16 protein-coding genes and 1 pseudogene are annotated in these 16074 nt (G+C 42.2%); 7 read left to right on the top strand and 10 right to left on the bottom strand.

The features are described from left to right. The first annotated feature begins 19 nt into the window (after window positions 1-19). The 3 genes from HWV58_RS23035 (at window position 20) to HWV58_RS23025 (ending at window position 3728) form a co-directional block, all read left to right on the top strand. Window positions 20-1798, top strand: a complete 1779-nt coding sequence (locus HWV58_RS23035; protein ID WP_175636363.1) for a RagB/SusD family nutrient uptake outer membrane protein — start codon at window positions 20-22, stop codon at window positions 1796-1798. Between the two features lie 27 nt (window positions 1799-1825). Further along, a complete protein-coding gene (locus tag HWV58_RS23030; RefSeq protein ID WP_175636362.1) occupies window positions 1826-2665 on the top strand; it encodes an endonuclease/exonuclease/phosphatase family protein in 840 nt (279 codons plus the stop codon). A gap of 130 nt (window positions 2666-2795) precedes the next feature. Beyond that, a complete protein-coding gene (locus HWV58_RS23025) occupies window positions 2796-3728 on the top strand; it encodes a hypothetical protein (RefSeq protein WP_175636361.1) in 933 nt (310 codons plus the stop codon). A gap of 252 nt (window positions 3729-3980) precedes the next feature. Here HWV58_RS23025 and HWV58_RS23020 read toward each other — a convergent pair whose 3' ends face one another. Further along, window positions 3981-4409, bottom strand: a complete 429-nt coding sequence (locus tag HWV58_RS23020; RefSeq protein WP_175636360.1) for a hypothetical protein — start codon at window positions 4407-4409, stop codon at window positions 3981-3983. A 174-nt stretch (window positions 4410-4583) separates the two neighbouring features. Between HWV58_RS23020 and HWV58_RS23015 the strand changes: the two genes are divergently transcribed. From HWV58_RS23015 to HWV58_RS23005, 3 genes are all read left to right on the top strand, one after another. Continuing rightward, window positions 4584-5606, top strand: coding sequence for a sensor histidine kinase (locus tag HWV58_RS23015; RefSeq protein ID WP_175636359.1), 1023 nt, complete (start codon window positions 4584-4586; stop codon window positions 5604-5606). After that, window positions 5606-6322: a LytR/AlgR family response regulator transcription factor gene (locus HWV58_RS23010; protein ID WP_175636358.1), complete on the top strand. Its 717-nt coding sequence runs from the start codon at window positions 5606-5608 to the stop codon at window positions 6320-6322. Before HWV58_RS23015 ends, HWV58_RS23010 begins: the two co-directional genes overlap by 1 nt. A 162-nt stretch (window positions 6323-6484) precedes the next feature. Beyond that, a complete protein-coding gene (locus HWV58_RS23005; protein WP_175636357.1) occupies window positions 6485-7069 on the top strand; it encodes a dihydrofolate reductase family protein in 585 nt (194 codons plus the stop codon). Between the two features lie 84 nt (window positions 7070-7153). Here the strand turns inward: HWV58_RS23005 and HWV58_RS23000 are convergent, their stop codons facing one another. The 6 genes from HWV58_RS23000 to HWV58_RS22975 all read right to left on the bottom strand — a co-directional run bounded on the left by HWV58_RS23000 (window position 7154) and on the right by HWV58_RS22975 (window position 12328). Further along, window positions 7154-7561, bottom strand: a complete 408-nt coding sequence (locus tag HWV58_RS23000; RefSeq protein WP_175636356.1) for a (R)-mandelonitrile lyase — start codon at window positions 7559-7561, stop codon at window positions 7154-7156. Between the two features lie 49 nt (window positions 7562-7610). After that, window positions 7611-8669, bottom strand: coding sequence for an alpha/beta hydrolase (locus tag HWV58_RS22995; RefSeq protein ID WP_175636355.1), 1059 nt, complete (start codon window positions 8667-8669; stop codon window positions 7611-7613). Window positions 8670-8671: 2 nt separating this feature from the next. Then, window positions 8672-9229, bottom strand: coding sequence for a DapH/DapD/GlmU-related protein (locus HWV58_RS22990; protein WP_175636354.1), 558 nt, complete (start codon window positions 9227-9229; stop codon window positions 8672-8674). A 63-nt stretch (window positions 9230-9292) separates the two neighbouring features. After that, on the bottom strand, window positions 9293-10171 hold the full coding sequence (locus HWV58_RS22985) for a helix-turn-helix domain-containing protein (protein WP_175636353.1): 879 nt from the start codon (window positions 10169-10171) through the stop codon (window positions 9293-9295). A gap of 61 nt (window positions 10172-10232) precedes the next feature. After that, window positions 10233-11132: a DMT family transporter gene (locus HWV58_RS22980; RefSeq protein WP_175636352.1), complete on the bottom strand. Its 900-nt coding sequence runs from the start codon at window positions 11130-11132 to the stop codon at window positions 10233-10235. 239 nt (window positions 11133-11371) lie between these two features. Further along, window positions 11372-12328, bottom strand: a complete 957-nt coding sequence (locus HWV58_RS22975; RefSeq protein WP_175636351.1) for an NAD-dependent epimerase/dehydratase family protein — start codon at window positions 12326-12328, stop codon at window positions 11372-11374. Between the two features lie 327 nt (window positions 12329-12655). On the opposite strand from HWV58_RS22975, the gene HWV58_RS22970 reads away from it, so the two are divergent. Beyond that, window positions 12656-13132, top strand: a complete 477-nt coding sequence (locus HWV58_RS22970; protein ID WP_124560432.1) for an Lrp/AsnC family transcriptional regulator — start codon at window positions 12656-12658, stop codon at window positions 13130-13132. A gap of 333 nt (window positions 13133-13465) precedes the next feature. Here the strand turns inward: HWV58_RS22970 and HWV58_RS22965 are convergent, their stop codons facing one another. The 3 genes and pseudogenes from HWV58_RS22965 to HWV58_RS24355 all read right to left on the bottom strand — a co-directional run. Beyond that, the gene (locus tag HWV58_RS22965; RefSeq protein WP_175636350.1) at window positions 13466-14623 is read right to left on the bottom strand and encodes an FAD-dependent oxidoreductase; all 1158 of its coding nucleotides are present in this window, start codon (window positions 14621-14623) and stop codon (window positions 13466-13468) included. A 29-nt stretch (window positions 14624-14652) separates the two neighbouring features. Continuing rightward, window positions 14653-15408, bottom strand: a complete 756-nt coding sequence (locus HWV58_RS22960) for a helix-turn-helix domain-containing protein (RefSeq protein ID WP_175636349.1) — start codon at window positions 15406-15408, stop codon at window positions 14653-14655. A 453-nt stretch (window positions 15409-15861) separates the two neighbouring features. Continuing rightward, a pseudogene (locus HWV58_RS24355) lies at window positions 15862-16074 on the bottom strand (hypothetical protein); the annotation flags it as partial.

Below are 16074 nucleotides of genomic sequence, written 5' to 3'. Positions count from 1 at the left end.
TAGCTTGATAAAAAAGAAGATGAAAAAACATTATATCTATATTTTACTGGCCTGCCTGGCTTTGGCAGCCTGCAAAAAACTTGATCAAAAGCCCGAATCAAGTGCAACAAAAGATGCGGTTTTCGGAACAGAAAACGGGCTTAAACTCTACACCAATTCATTTTATGGCATGGATTTCCTGCCGAAGAACTCAACCAGTCAGGATGCCATGTCTGATTACCTGGCTGTGAAATCTGTTCCTGATTTTATCCGCGAGGGTGGCTTTGCTGCCAATAACAGCTCTGGCTGGACCTGGAGAGACCTCAGAAACATCAATTACTTTATCGAAAACTGTAAAAATCCCGCAGTTCCGGTAGCCATACGCAACAACTACCTTGGTATTGCCCGTTATTTCAGGGCCTATTTCTATATGGAAAAGGTGAAAAGGTTTGGTGATGTGCCCTGGATTGGAAAACCGCTGAATATCGATGATCCGGCATTAAACGCTGGCAGAGACAAACGCGAACTGGTTATGGATTCGGTACTGGCCGACATTAATTTTGCCTGTGCAAACATTACCAGTACGAACGATGCCAGCCGTACAACCATCACCAAATGGGTTGCTTATGCCTTTAAATCGAGATTATGCCTTTTCGAAGGGACTTTCCGTAAATACCATACCGATTTAAGCCTATCGGCTACAGCCGGTAAATGGCTGGAAGACGCTGCATCTGCTGCTGATGAAATTATAAAAAAGGGAGGTTATTCCTTAAACACAGCGGGTGGCGCCGGTGTTTCATACCGTCAGGTATTTACCAGCAATACGCCAATGGCAAACGAGGTTTTACAAGCTGCAGTGGCCGACATCAATCTTGGTGTGCTTAACGAGGCCAACTGGTGGTGGACAAGTGGAACCTACGGTGCAAAAGCAAGTTTTACACGTACATTCATCAATACCTATTTAAAGCTTGATGGAACGCCTTATACTAATGATCCGGCCTATAAAACCATGTTATTTAAAGATGAGGTTAAAAACAGGGACCTGAGATTGAAGCAAACCATACGTTTGGGCGATTATAAACGCATTAGCAGTGGCCAGCAGGTACCGGCTCCTCCGGTTTTCTCTTACACCTTTACCGGTTACCAGCCTATTAAATGGACATTGGATGATATTTACTTTGATGCAGGTGCATTAAATACGAACGCGATCTCATTATTCCGCTATGCCGAAGTCTTGTTAAACTATGCAGAAGCGAAGGCCGAATTGGGTACTTTAAGTGATGCAGACTGGGCACTTACCGTAGGTGCACTCAGGGCAAGGGCAGGTATTACAGGTGGATTAACCACTAAACCGACTGTAGCAGATCCCTATCTGGTGACTAACTATTTCCCGGGGATATCTGATGCCACCTTATTGGAAATCAGAAGAGAGCGCGGCATAGAGCTGAGTCTGGAAGGTTTGCGCTATGCAGATTTACTGCGCTGGAAACGCGGACCTTTAATGGAGCAGGAATGGAATGGTTTCTATGTACCAACGTTAAATACTCCAATGGATTTGAATGAAGATGGAATTCTTGATGTTGCCTTTTACCAGGGAACACGCCCCTCGCCGGCTGTATCGGGTGTAACTTATGTAGATGTTTCGGCCAATATTGGTGCTGCCGTAAATTCTCAACTCCTTAAAAATGGCAGTTCGGGCGAGTTAACCTGGATGAAAGAAATTCCACGTAAATGGAATGAGCGTAACTACTACTACCCGATCCCATTGGCCGACCTTCAAAGAAATCCTAATCTTAAACAAAACAAGGGCTGGGAATAAGTCCCCGTCTATTTAAATCACAAACAGATGAAAATAAAAATTTGGCTCGTTGCATCGCTGTTTTCTTTAGTATCGGTTGGGCTTAAAGCTCAGCAAATCACCATCGGCACTTTCAATATCCGCTATGATAACCCACGCGATTCGGGTAATCTCTGGGTTGACCGTGCGCCCATCGTTTCGAATTTAATCCGCTTTCATGGCTTTGATATCCTTGGTGTACAGGAAGGATTGAAAAACCAGCTCGACGATATTATTGCCGCCTTACCAGAATATGCACGGTACGGAAAAGGTCGCGACGACGGAAAACAAGCCGGAGAACATTCAGCAATCTACTACAAAAAAGACAGGTTTAAATTGCTCAAAAGTGGTGATTTCTGGTTATCAGAAACGCCAGATGTACCTGGCAAAGGCTGGGACGTAACCTGCTGCAACAGAATTTGCAGCTGGGTTTATCTGGAAGATCTGAAAACCAAAAAACAATTCTACGCCTTTAATGTGCACTACGACCACCAGGGGGTAATTGCCCGCCGCGAAAGCAGTAAACTGATTTTGAAAAAGATAACTGAAATCGCTGGTAATAAACCTGTTTTGTTAACCGGCGACTTTAACGGCGGCAGAGACAGCGAATGGTACAAAACCATAGCCACTTCTGAGCAATTGGTTGATGTGCACAGCAAGGTGAAATTTCCATACGCCAACAATTCATCATCTAATGGCTTTAGAACCCCACGCGGCAATTCTGTTATCGATCATATTTTTATGAGCAGCCAGTTTACGGCCAGCAAATGGGGCATTTTAACAGATACCTACTTCGGAAAGTTTCCTTCTGATCATTTCCCGGTTTTAGCGGAAGTGCAGCTGAAGTAATAGATGCTTTATTGACTTAAAAGAACCTCACTGCAAAATCAGTGAGGTTCTTTTTTTACAGGCATTTTCCTGATGGCTATTTTGAAATAAACTCCCTCATCCATTTACCTGAAATGATTACATTAGCATCATGAAAACGCCAACTACTAAAAAACGCACTCAACTACTGCTCACCTTATCGTTTTGGGTTATTTACAGCAGCCTGGCCGTTGCGCAATCTTCAGGCCCAAAAACATATACCATTCCATTTAAGCTAACCAGCCAAAACAATATTGCCATCAGCGCGCTCATTAACGGGCAAGATACTGTTTCGCTTATGTTCCATACGGCGGCAAATTCGCTTACCCTCACCAGCGAGGCCATAGCAAAGATGAAAAGCCTGCGTTTTGAAGGTGCCGATACCGTAAAAAGCTGGGGCGGAGGAGAAAACCCTTCGCGTTACAGCAAAGACAACCTGCTCCAGATCGGAAAAAACAAATGGGAACATACCCCATTGTGGGAAAACCTGAATTCAGGCCCCGGAACCGGCGGTAAGTTTGGCCCTGAACTTTTTGCAGGTCAGGTTATTGATATTGATTTCGACCGGAAAATCATCACCATCAGCAACAATTTACCTGCTAAATTAAAAAGCTATTCCAAACTCGAGGCCAAATACGAAGACGACATGCTATTCATCAATGCCTCTTGTAAAATCGGCACAGAACTGCTTAGCCTACCTTTTCTCATCCACTCGGGATATGCAGGTGCAGTTCTTTTTGATGATAGCTTTACCAATAACAACCAGCTGGATCAAAAACTCAAAATCATTAGTGAAAAAGACCTGAAAGATTCTTTTGGAAATATCCTTACTGTTAAAAAAGCGGTATTACCTGCCTTGCTGCTCAGCGAAAACAGATTGGATTCAGTACCAGCCGGATTTTTTAAAGGGGCAATTGGTCGTCAGAAGATGAGTATAATTGGTGGTGAGTTGCTTAAACGGTTCAATATTGTAATCAGCGCCGATCGTAAAGTGGTTTACGTTAAACCCAATGGCCTTTTCAAATTGCCTTATCCGGCAGGCTAGGCAGTGCAAACTGACTGTACTTTAGCTAAAAACCCAATAGCCATAAAAAAAACCACTCCAGTGAAACTTCACTGGAGCAGACAAAATTTGTTTCAATCGAGTGAGGCGATTGTGTTTCAAAGATAGTAGCTCCTTCCTCATTTCAACACCATGTAGCTACATTGTAGCATATATTGTATAAAGTAACACAACATTATACAGCTGTTGGCGTAGCAATGTGCAGACTTATACAGTAAGCTGTATCCCGAATGCTTATTTCAAACTAACCATCGCCAGCATTTCCCCTTTTTCAAGCTCGCGGGCAGTGTAATACAGGCTGAGTTTGTTTTTACCACTTTTCTTTTCTGCCAGGCGCAAATCTTTTACCAGAATGGTCATCTGGCCTGCATCGGTAAAAGTCCATTGGTGCAATATTGTACCGGCTTCGTCTTTAAGTGCAATGCCCCTCCCGGTACCTGCACCATTATCCAGGCGGCAATGTTTGTAAACAATGCGTAGCTGATCGGTTTCTTTAGCCTTATCCAGGTTTAACACCCGTAAATTAAGCGGCTGATTGATGTACTGTTTGAGCACCGATTTGTTATTGAGGAATATCTCATAACCATCCAATCCAAATCTGGTGGTGAAACTTAAACTTCCCAGTGCAACAACCAGGAAAGCACAAACTAATAACTTTTTCATATCGTTTATTTTTTGATTTAAAACCAAGTTAGGTGTTCAGCAAACACCGCTAAAAAATAGTAGAGTAACGACCAATCTAATCGACAAGCGTATTTTTATCTGTATCTTCCTCTATTATTTAAGTCGTTAGTCGACATTTATTTGCCGGGCCAACGTTTTTAAGTTCCTTTGGGCATGAACCGATTTTTAAACAAAAAGAACCTGATTTACTTCGCTTACTGGATACTGGTTACCGGTTTTTTCCTGTATGAGAAAAAGTATTTGCTCTATAAAGCCAATATGCCTTATTTTTTGGCTTGCGTAAGTGTAAGGCTCTTCCTGCTTATCGTTATTGCTTACCTTAATTTACACATTTTTTTACCCAAATACCTCATCAAAAAGCGATACGGTGCTTATGCAGCCGCCATCTTACTTTCGGTACTGGCTTACCTCGTTATACAAAGCCTGTACGATTGGTATTTATACGGCTATATTGTGGGGCCGCTGTATCGCAGCAACATGTACGAGTCGCTCTCTTATAACTTTTTCAGCACTTTATGGTACCTGGGACTTATGCTTGCCCTAAAATTAAGTATCGACTGGTACAGCCAGCAATTGCTCATCCAGCGCATTACAGTCGAAAAATTAAATGCCGAAGTAGATTTTTTACGTGCCCAGGTAAACCCGCACTTCCTGTTCAACATCCTCAATAACCTTTATGCACTTACCCTTAAAAAATCGGAGCTGGCTCCAGATGTGGTACTGAAGCTATCATCCATGATGGAGTATATGCTGTACGATAGCAACGATGACAGGGTACTGCTTGATAAGGAACTGGAATATTTGCAAAATTATGTAGCACTGGAGAGGCTGCGTTTTGGTACAGAAGCCACAATTACGTTTAACACAACTAAAATACCTCCCGGACTAACCATTGCGCCACTGCTGTTATTGCCCATGGTAGAAAATGCCTTTAAACATGGATTGAGTAGGCAAACAACTGATAGCGAACTGCATATTGCGATTGCATTTAAGGAAACTGCATTAACCGTACAGGTAGAAAACACCAAACCACTTACGCCTGCGTTGCCATCCAAGGGTGGCATTGGTCTCAGCAACCTGCGCAAACGCCTCGAACTGCTCTACCCGGGCAAACATGATTTACAACTCCTGGATGAGTCAAGCCGTTTTAGTGTCTTATTGATAATTGAACTGTGATGGAAACACTATTGAAAATTGCTGTAGTAGACGATGAGCCGCTGGCCCGTGAAGTACTGGAAGGCTATTTAAAAAGACTGCCTGGCATTGCACAAGTATTGATTTTCCCTAATGCGATGGCTGCTTTAACCGGATTAAAAGGAACAGGAACCCAACTTTTGTTACTGGATATCGAAATGCCTGAAATGAGCGGAATCGAGTTCCTGAAGCGACTGCCTAACCCGCCATTAACCATTTTTACCACTGCCTACCGCAACTATGCTTTTGAAGGTTACGAGCTGGGCGTAATTGATTTTTTATTAAAACCCATTGCCTTTAACCGATTTGAACAGGCCATAACCAAAGCCCGTGAGCTTCTGGCTTTAAAAGAGCATAGCCACCTGGAAGAAAACCCCGAGAATAGTAATGATTTTATTTTTGTTAAAAGTGGCGTGCAGCGCATTAAACTTCAATTCAGTGAGGTAACGCATATCCAGGGTTTAAAAGATTATGCCATCATCCACACCCCTGCTAAAAAAATATTGTTAAAAGGCTCGATCAAAGCGATGCAAGATCTTTTTCCATCCAACCGTTTCTTACGCGTGCACAAATCTTTTATCGTTAACCTGCAAAAAGTTCAGCAGCTCGATCGCAACAGTATTTTCTTAAACGGCCAGCAAATCCCGATCGGGCGTAACTTTCGCGAGGACCTGGAAAAACACATTAAAACCTTCTAAAAAAGGTATATGTATCTTCGGAGAGCACGTGTTGCTGAATACCCAAAATGAACGAAACCCTTTCCATTGAAGCTGTCGCATCACCCCACTAAACTTGTCATAATATTTACAGCCTGCACGGTATTTTTTTAGCGAAATTTATACGCAACAAAAACAGATCTGATGAGAAAAATAATTGTGTTGGCCATGATAAGCCTGGATGGGATAATACAGGCTCCGGGCGGACCAGAGGAAGATACATCCAATGGTTTTAAATATGGAGGCTGGGCTATGCGCTACAACGACGAGCTTAGCGGCCTTGAAGTTAAAAAAGAACTCGAACAGCCGGCAGATTATTTTCTGGGCAGGAAAACATTTAATATCTGGGAAAATTACTGGCCACACCATGGCGACTTCTGGCCTGGTATCAATAGCGGCACCAAATATGTGCTTACAGGCACCAGAAAAGAATCTGATTGGGAAAACACCGAGTTTATCGAAAGCCTGGATGATATCATAAAAATTAAAAACTCAGCGGGTGCCGATATTCAGGTATGGGGAAGCAGCCAGTTGGTTCAGCTATTGTTTAAGCACGATCTGGTTGATGAGCTTCGCCTCAAAATCTATCCGCTTATACTGGGCGAAGGAAAAAAGTTGTTTGATAGCGGACTTCCAGCCACCTTTACATTAACAGACAGTAAAACAACCGGCAAAGGCATTATTCTGGCCAATTATAACAAATCAGAAGAACATCTGCAGGCCGGCTAGCTACTAAGATCATAATCGATTCTATCGGTCGGTCTAAAAGCTGTCGGCCAATAAAATCGATTATAAAATTATTTTAATAGCACCTTACAAAGTAGTATTGGCATTATATTGCTCGTCTGTAACTTGTTCAAGCCAATCTACCACTTTTCCGTTGAGGTTTTCCTGAATGGCAATGTGTGTCATCCCAACAGTGGCAGATGCACCGTGCCAATGCTTTTCGTTTGCTTCAAACCAGATTACATCGCCCGGAAATACGGTTTCTACCGGGCCTCCTTCGCGCTGCACCCAGCCACAACCGGCAGTAACAATTAAGGTTTGCCCAAGCGGATGGGTATGCCAGGCTGTTCTTGCTTCCGGCTCGAAAGTAACACTTGCCGCCACAGCCCGCCTCGAATTATTCGCATCAAATAAGGAATCAATCCTTACTGCTCCGGTAAACCAATCCTCTGGACCTTTAACCGATGCTTTTGAACCTACTCTTGTAATTTCCATATTTTATTATTAAATCATTTAAATTAGCAATACTTAAACCAATACAGCGCTATTTTAAATTGTTTTTAAAAAAAGTTGTTAGTTTATCAAAAGGAATAATGTTTAGCTGATCGTACAAATCAACATGACTGGCCCCGGGGATAATCATTAGTTCTTTGGGCTCTGCAGCTGCCTTGAATGCATCTTCACTGAAATAACGCGAATGTGCTTTTTCACCGGCAATTAACAGCACGGCACGTGGGGCAATTTCTTTAATATAATTCAATAAGGGCATATTCATAAATGAAAGCGCATTGGTTGCGGTCCATGCGGCATTCGAATTGATAGAACGAGGATGAAAACCGCGGGCTGTTTTATAATAATTGAAATAGTCTACAACAAATTGTGGCTCATTGCCCTGCAGTTTTTCAGGTAAATTATTTAGTGATGGTGCCGGTGTACCTTTTTGTGCATCCTCCCAGCGCTGCTGGCTCATCTGCTCCAGCATTTTTGTACGTTCTTCTGTGGTAAGTTTATCATAATAGCCTTTTGCCATTACGCGCGACATATCGTACATACTCGTGGTAGCCACAGCTTTAATGCGCTTATCTACAGCAGCAGCGTTTAGCGCCATACCTGCCCAGCCACAAATTCCAATTACGCCAATGCGGTTTCTATCGACAAAAGCCTGCAGACCAAGATAATCTACTGCTGCACTAAAATCTTCAGTATTAATATCGGGCGATGCTACATTACGTGGCGATCCGCCACTTTCACCCGTGTACGAAGGATCGAAAGCTAGCGCTGCAAAGCCACGTTCGGCCATACTCTGGGCATACAAACCAGATGACTGCTCTTTCACTGCACCAAATGGCCCGCTTATGGCCAGCGCTTGTAATGCCTGGTTGCCACTTTTTTTAGGCAGGTACAAGTCGCCCTTCAAAGTGATACCATATCTATTTTTAAAACTTACCTTTTTCCTTGTCACCAGATCACTCAAAGTGAAAGTATATTGATCTTTTTTTGAAGTTTGTTGCATTTGTTTTACTTTATCTTGTTTAGTCGTTTGAGCAAATAGCTGACTTCCAAAGCCCAGCAAAATAGCCGCGATGTATATTGTCTTTTTCATATTTAATGGATTTGTTTAATTATTTTAGCAGGTATACCCGCCACTACCGTATTGTCGTTAACGTTTTTGCTTACCACTGCCCCGGCGGCTACAACAGCATTTTCGCCTATGGTTACTCCAGGCAAAATCGTAGCGCCAGCGCCAATCCAGGCATTGCGCTTAATTAGAATTGGCTGGCACAACATACCACGGCGATTTAAAGGATCTATTGGGTGATTTTCGGTAATCAGGTTCACTTTTGGCCCAATCAGAACATCATCTTCAAGCGTAATGCCACCCATATCAAGAAAGGAACAGGCGTGATTGATAAATACATTTTTTCCCAGACTAATGAATTGGCCAAAATTAGTATAGAAAGGTGCAAATAGAGTAGTGCTATGGTCTACATCCGATGCAATAATTTCGCTGAGTTTGTTCCTAACCTCATTGGTGCTGGTTGCAGCATTTAAAGCTGGCAAAAGTGCCAATGTATGCGAAACAATTTCGTCGATTTTTTGAAATTCGGGATCGTTGAGCTGCACAAGATCTCCCGCCGTTAATCTTTCAAAGATATTTTTCATACCGCAAAGTTCCGTCAAAAAGAACCTACAGGATAAAGGATTTCAAACCAATGATTAAGAAATTCAAACCATAGTTTCTCGAAACGCACCAGGATTGCTTCCCGTGTTTTTTTTGAAAAAATTGTTAAAATAGGTAGGATATTCAAAGCCCAGCGCATAGGCAATTTCGGCAACATTCCAATCGGTATGCTGCAATAACGCTTTTGCTTCGCGAGAAATACGCTCGGCAATATGTGTTGTGGTCGATTTGCCAGTAGTTTCTTTCACTGCCTTGTTGAGGTAGTTGACATGGATAGCCAATTCATTGGCATAATCGTTAGCAGTTTTCAGGGTTAGCGGACGCTCTGCTGTTTCTACAGGGAACTGGCGTTCTAAAAGCTCAAAAAAAACAGAAGCAATGCGACTCAATGCATTTTTATGTTGATCGAAATGTTCAGAAGGCTGCAATTTAAGTGCTTCGTGAATAATCAGATAGATGTAATTGCGAATCAGTTCGTCTTTGTAACGGTAGTCTGTCTGCTGCTCTTCCATCATCTTCTGAAAGATACTGTTAAGGAACAACCGCTGCGCTTCACTAATTTTAAGTACAGGAGTACCACCAATCTTGAAAAAAGGCGATTGTTGCAAACTCTCTAAACGTTCTGATTGTCCCAGAAAATCTTCTGAAAACAACACTGTGTACCCCACATAAGTAGTAGAAAGCGTTTCCCAGGAATAAGGGATATGTGGATTGCCGAAAAACAAAACTGTCCCCTCCTGTTCGAAACTACGATCAGCATAATGAATAACGCTCTTGCCGGTAGTGAGGCAAATTTTATAAAAATCTTTTCTGCTGTAGATTTTGGTGGCGTTGCTATCACTTTCTATCTCCCATACATTAAAGCCCTTTAATTTCAGGTCATTATTAAATTCGGATACAGAACGCTCGACTTTAGCTGCCATAACACAAAATTAAGAAATTCAAATCAAAAATATAATAGTATCCTTTCGTTTAAAAAATCACTTACAAGGTAGGCCGTTCGTCCGATAATTCTTCATGCTTCGAAAACACTATACTTACTAAAACCCCGGTGAGGATCAAAACCCCTCCAATCAGCAAGGCATAGGTTAGCTTTTCAGCAAAAAGTGTTACACTAATTGTTACGGCTACCACGGGTTCTAATGCGCCAAGAATGGCTGTTGGTGTAGAGCCGATATATCCGATGGCATATACCAGTGTAGTAATGGAAATAACCGAAGTAATGAGCCCAAATAGTGAGATATGAAGAAGGATATGTAAATCGGGTATCACCAGCGATTCTTTTGCAACAAGAGATTTGGCCATATAATACAGGGAAGAAAAAAGCAGGGAATAGAAAGTGATTTTAACCCCTGATGCTTTAATATTTGATTTGTTTACCGTAACCATATATATCGCATAAGCCAGCGCACTACCCAGAGACAGGCCAAGCCCCACAAAATTAACGCCGGCAGCTGAGGCTCCGCTTAACAGGTACACTCCGGCTAAGGTAATTACCATCGAAAGCAGCATCACGGTACTGATCTTTTCCTTAAAAAAAACAGCCAGGATAAGGGCCACCATTACAGGGAAAACAAAAAGAATGGTTGAGGCAATCCCCGCCGATAAATAGTCGTAAGCCAGAAAGAGGAAATCGGAGCTCAGGCTAAACAATATGCCGAGTACCAGAAATATACCCATCTCTTTCGGCGTCGATTTTAAATGTTCCTTCTTATACCGCAACAGGATTAACATGATCCCCGCAGAAATAAAAAACCTGTAAAAGAGGGTTACATCCATCGAAAAATGCATGGCCTTTAAGGGCAGGATAAAAAGGGGGATTAAACCATAAGTTACCGCCGATACCAGCGCACATACATATCCTTTTACCTTCACAGCAGCCATACGATTTTAACGAAAATTCTTTAAACCGGACAAAGGTACTCCTTTTCTGTTAATCCCGCCAAGGATGGATTGGCACGCAAACCCGTATAAAACAAAAAGCGATTGTCTCCATCCGGAAACAACCGCTTATTAACTAAAACCTATTTCAGTCACCTTAAATGACTTACAAAAAAACAAATAGGGGTTTTCCCTAGATACCAACCCTTTCGGGTTAATTATTTTAATACTTTCCGGTCAAATTAATCTGCCTGCAATACCCAAAGGTTTTCCAGCATCACGTCAGTCATTGCTTTTAAATCGTAAGCAGGTTTCCAGCCCCAATCCTTTCTTGCAGCGCTATCATCAATGCTCGATGGCCAGCTATCGGCTATGGCCTGGCGGAAATCGGGTGCATAACTTACCACAAAATCAGGCACATGGCTTTTAATTTCTGCAGCCAGTTCTTTTGGGGTAAAGCTCAATGCGCCCAGGTTATAAGCCGTACGGATCTGAACATTTTCTGCCGGAGCATCCATTAACTGTAGCGTAGCGTTAATTGCATCTTCCATAAACATCATGGGTAATGCCGTTTCTTCGCTCAAAAAGCAGGTAAATGGTTTGCCTTGTACGGCATGGTGGAAAATATCTACTGCATAATCGGTAGTACCACCACCTGGGGCACCAGTATAGCTAATTAGTCCGGGATAACGCAAACTGCGCACATCCAGACCGTATTTTTCAAAATAATATTTACACCAGTGCTCTCCTGCAGCCTTACTGATTCCATAAACCGTAGATGGTTCGGTAACTCCTTGCTGAGGGCAGTTAATTTTCTCCGAATCTGGTCCGAAAATGGCAATACTGCTTGGCCAGAATACTTTATTTACTTTATGTTTTACCGAAAGATCCAATACACTTAACAAGCTGTTCATGTTAAGGTCCCATGCCAATGTTGGGTTGCTTTCTCCTTTTGCCGAAAGTACTGCAGCAAGGTGATAAATCTGGGTAATTTTCTGATCAACAATTAAAGCTTCAAGGGCCTGGGCATCTAAAACATTCAGCTTAACATAAGGCGCAGTATCAGCCGGCAAGTTCTCTTGCGGAAGGATATCTGCAGCAATAACGTTATCATGTCCGTTTTTCGCTCTAAGGGCAACCAACAGCTCTTTCCCAATCTGCCCACAGGCTCCGATCACTAATATTGTTTCTTTATTCATATTCTTTTTTGAAATTCAAGGACTTGCATACAGTTGGTAAGGAGCCAGCTGCAGGCTTGTTTATTTTAGTTTTTGATAAAACAAAATTGGAAAGAGTTGGACAGAATTCCTTGCAGTTGATTTTAGTTCGAAGATTATTCGAGAAGCGACAGTAAAAGCCAAACATAATTTTGAGCCCGTATAGGCACTAAACCAAATTCCAAATAATGTTTCCGGAATTGGGAGTTAAAAATAAACTTATTATGTTTGCAATGCCGGGAGCTCAATCGGCAATATCAATTTACCTGATTATTTACCGCAAAAAAATAGCTAAAAAAGACCTGCGCCATGCACGACGATATTTTGGATAAGCTTGATTACGAGATTTTATCGCTGTTGCAAACGCAAGGCGATTTAAATTATAAGGAACTCGCTTATAAACTTCACAAATCGCCAAGCACCATTTACGAGCGGATTAACCGCATGCGCGAACGGGGTTTTATAGCTGGTAACATTACCATCATTAACCGCGAAAAGTTTAAAGAACTGATGGTTTCTTACTCGCACGTTACCCTCAGAGACCACAGCAGCAATGCCCTCACCAATTTCCAGGAAAAAGTAGCTGTATTTCCGCAGGTGCTCGAGTGCTACCACACCACCGGCGATTATGATTTCCTGCTTAAAATTGTGGTTAGAGACATGCAGGAATACACCCGTTTCATTACCAGAGATCTGATGACTCTTGAAAATGTGCTCAAATCGCATAGCAGTTTTGTGGTAAACGAAGTTAAACGCGACCTCGCCTACCCGCTCGAATCGAGGTGATTTTGTTTTAATTGGCGGGTTAATTGGTTAATTGTTTAAACTGGTTAATTGTTTAATTGTTAGCAGGGTGCTAAAACTGGAGCAAGTCTAAAGGTGTCATGCTGAGCGCAGCGAAGCATCTCTTTAAAATGTCACATCACATATTTCACCACCTCAGACACCTAAGTACATCTAAGGTATTTGATCGCATGAGGGGTAATCTAATACACGGAACATAACAGCAACGGGATTTGTCATGCTGAGCGCAGCGAAGCATCTCTTTAATAGATTGCTTCACGCTACCCCACCAGCCACCCTTCGGTTCGCAATTACTACAAACCACAGCTCACCACCTCAGACACCTTCTACCTGGCTAAAAAAACCGACCATTTGTGCCAATGCATCAGTTGAATGCATAAGTTCAGTATTTACCAGCGTTTCCTGAGTTGCTATTGCAGCCCTTTCAACCATTTGTTTTTCAAAATGCGCTATCGCTGTTTTAATATCAGTGAACGAATTGCCGGTTAAACAAGCTGCGAGTTCAAAAGCATCCTGCATGGCTACGTTTGCTCCTTCGCCTGCAAATGGTGGCATACGGTGTGCTGCATCACCAATCATGGTCAGGTTCTCCTGTGTTTCCCAGCTTTGATCGAATGGAAAATAATATTGCGGCCGCGGTATAAAGTTCACCTCATTACTGGTAAAAAGCTCCTGCCATTCGTCGCTCCAACCAGTATAAGCAGTTTTAAACCAGTCAAGCACCTGTTCCTTATTTTTAAAGTCTATAGCATTTTGGTCAAGCCAGTTCTGTGGCACTTTAAAGCTTGCCACAAACATCATTGAGCCATCGCCCTTTGTTCCGTACATCAGCGTTTGTTCATCGCCAAAAGCCATCACTTTTCCGTCTTTTGATAACTGAAAAAGCTTAGGTGCATTTTCTGCCGCATGGTAAATATTGCCTTCAACCAGGGTTATGCCCGAGTACACAGCCTTTTCGGCACTTAAATACGGTCGGACTTTTGAATTCGCGCCATCGGCAACGATTACCAGATCGGCATAAGCACTGCTTCCGTTGCCGAACTGCAGCAACCAACCGCTTCCTTCCCTTTGCATAGCCACAAACTGGCTATCCCAAACAACTGTATCGGGTTTGAGCGCGTTCAACAAGATATTGCGCAAGGGTGCACGATCTATTTCGGGCCTGTTTTCTGCAATCGTTTTATCGAAGTTGTGGTCATCAAATTTTATATCGAGGCTTTTATCTACAATCCGCAACTTGCTTGCCATTGGGCGATAATTGGCATAAAAATCGGCGAGTAAACCTGCACGTTTCATTGCTTCTAAACCAGATCCTTCGTGTAAATCGAGTGTTGAACCCTGAACGCGTACCTCGCAGTTAAAATCGCGTTCATAAACCTTCACTTCGGCATTTTGCAGTTGCAACAAACGTGCTAAAGTTAAGCCCGCCATTCCTCCGCCAATAATGGCTATCTTTTTATTTGCTATCAGCATTACTTTGAAATTTGTTTTACAATGCAAAACTATTGCTTAGCTAAGGCTGATAATAGTATAAATCGGTCGTTTTCATTCTGGGATAACTTTTTAGGTATCACGCCAGAGAACTTTTTTATCTCTTTGATGAAATGTGTTTGGTCGAAAAAATTCTCGCCGGGAAAGCGTTCTCCTGCTGCAATATGATCTAAAGATGCCCGAAAACGCAGGATGTTGCAATAGGTTTTTAATGAAATGCCGTATTGCTGGTTAAAATAGCGGTTAATTTGCCGGCTGGTCCAGAACACTTTTTCTGAAAGTTCTTTAACAGTAACCGATCCTTTTGTGGCATAGATTAACTCAAATAATCTGCGCTTGCGCTCATCAATTTCAGCAGGTAAGAGCGATGTGATTTTAAGGCTGGCCTTTTTATAAAACGACTCGAAATCGGTCAGGTCACCGGCATAGAAATTCCAAAAATCCGCTACCATCAATTTTCCTTTATTTACGAGATCAGCAATGGGTTCCTGAAAAATATATTCGACGGCGAGCAATTTAAAGCTAATTACAAACATCACAGTGTTGGCCGGTATAATGGTTTGGTTGTGCGCGGTGCCGAGCCCTAGTAAGGCAATGCGAAACGGTTCTGTGGCCGATTGGAAAAGAATTAAATCAATGCGGCCATCGGGCAATTCGGTTGTTTCTTTGTCGCTGGCTGATGTATTGCGCAAAAACCAAAAACTATCTACAAAATCCGAAAGAGTTTGATCGGGCTGGATGATTTTATAAGCGATGTCATTGTCCATTGTTATCGGTTCTTGTGCGGTCTACATTCCAAAGATTAACATCTAACTTATATTGAATAATCATCCTTAAATATAAAAGGATTAGCGCAGATCTTCAATTAATTCTACCACCTTAGACATTTTAGGGCACCTCAGTAAGCTGTTATGCTGAGCGCAGCGAAGCATCTCTTTAATAGATTGCTTCACGCTACCCCACCAGCAACCCATCGGTTCGCAATAATAATCCAGTCTGCGTATTCAGCGTAATCTGTGGGAAATAACTAGCGGAGCCTGTAATGCTGAGGGTTAATTTATTTCATAAAAATCAATATTAGGGACAGCCACTCCAGTGTCGTCATTTCGGAGTGCAACGTAGTCGAGAACCACGCAGTGCTCAGCGAAGCTAAATCTATTTAAAGATCTCTCCATTTCGCTGCGCTTCAGTCGAGATGATTGTTATGATAAAAACAAATTTTAAGCAGCTATATTATAGTTATTTTTATAGCTGACTTGATTTTTTATAACTGCAGCAACCCTTAACGCTATCTTGTTTCTGACGGCATTAATTATGCTCATGCTGTGCTTCCCTTCATCCTTTTTTCTGTTGTAATATGTTTTGAATTCCTGATTATGTTGAATTAGAGATAATGCACACATATGCAATAATCTTTTAAGTTCTTTATTCGC

The sequence above is a fragment of the Pedobacter ghigonis genome (genome assembly GCF_903166585.1).
Lineage (GTDB): Bacteria > Bacteroidota > Bacteroidia > Sphingobacteriales > Sphingobacteriaceae > Pedobacter > Pedobacter ghigonis.
The sequence above is the reverse complement of the archived record's forward strand: the minus strand, read 5'-3'. Positions and strand labels throughout refer to the sequence as shown.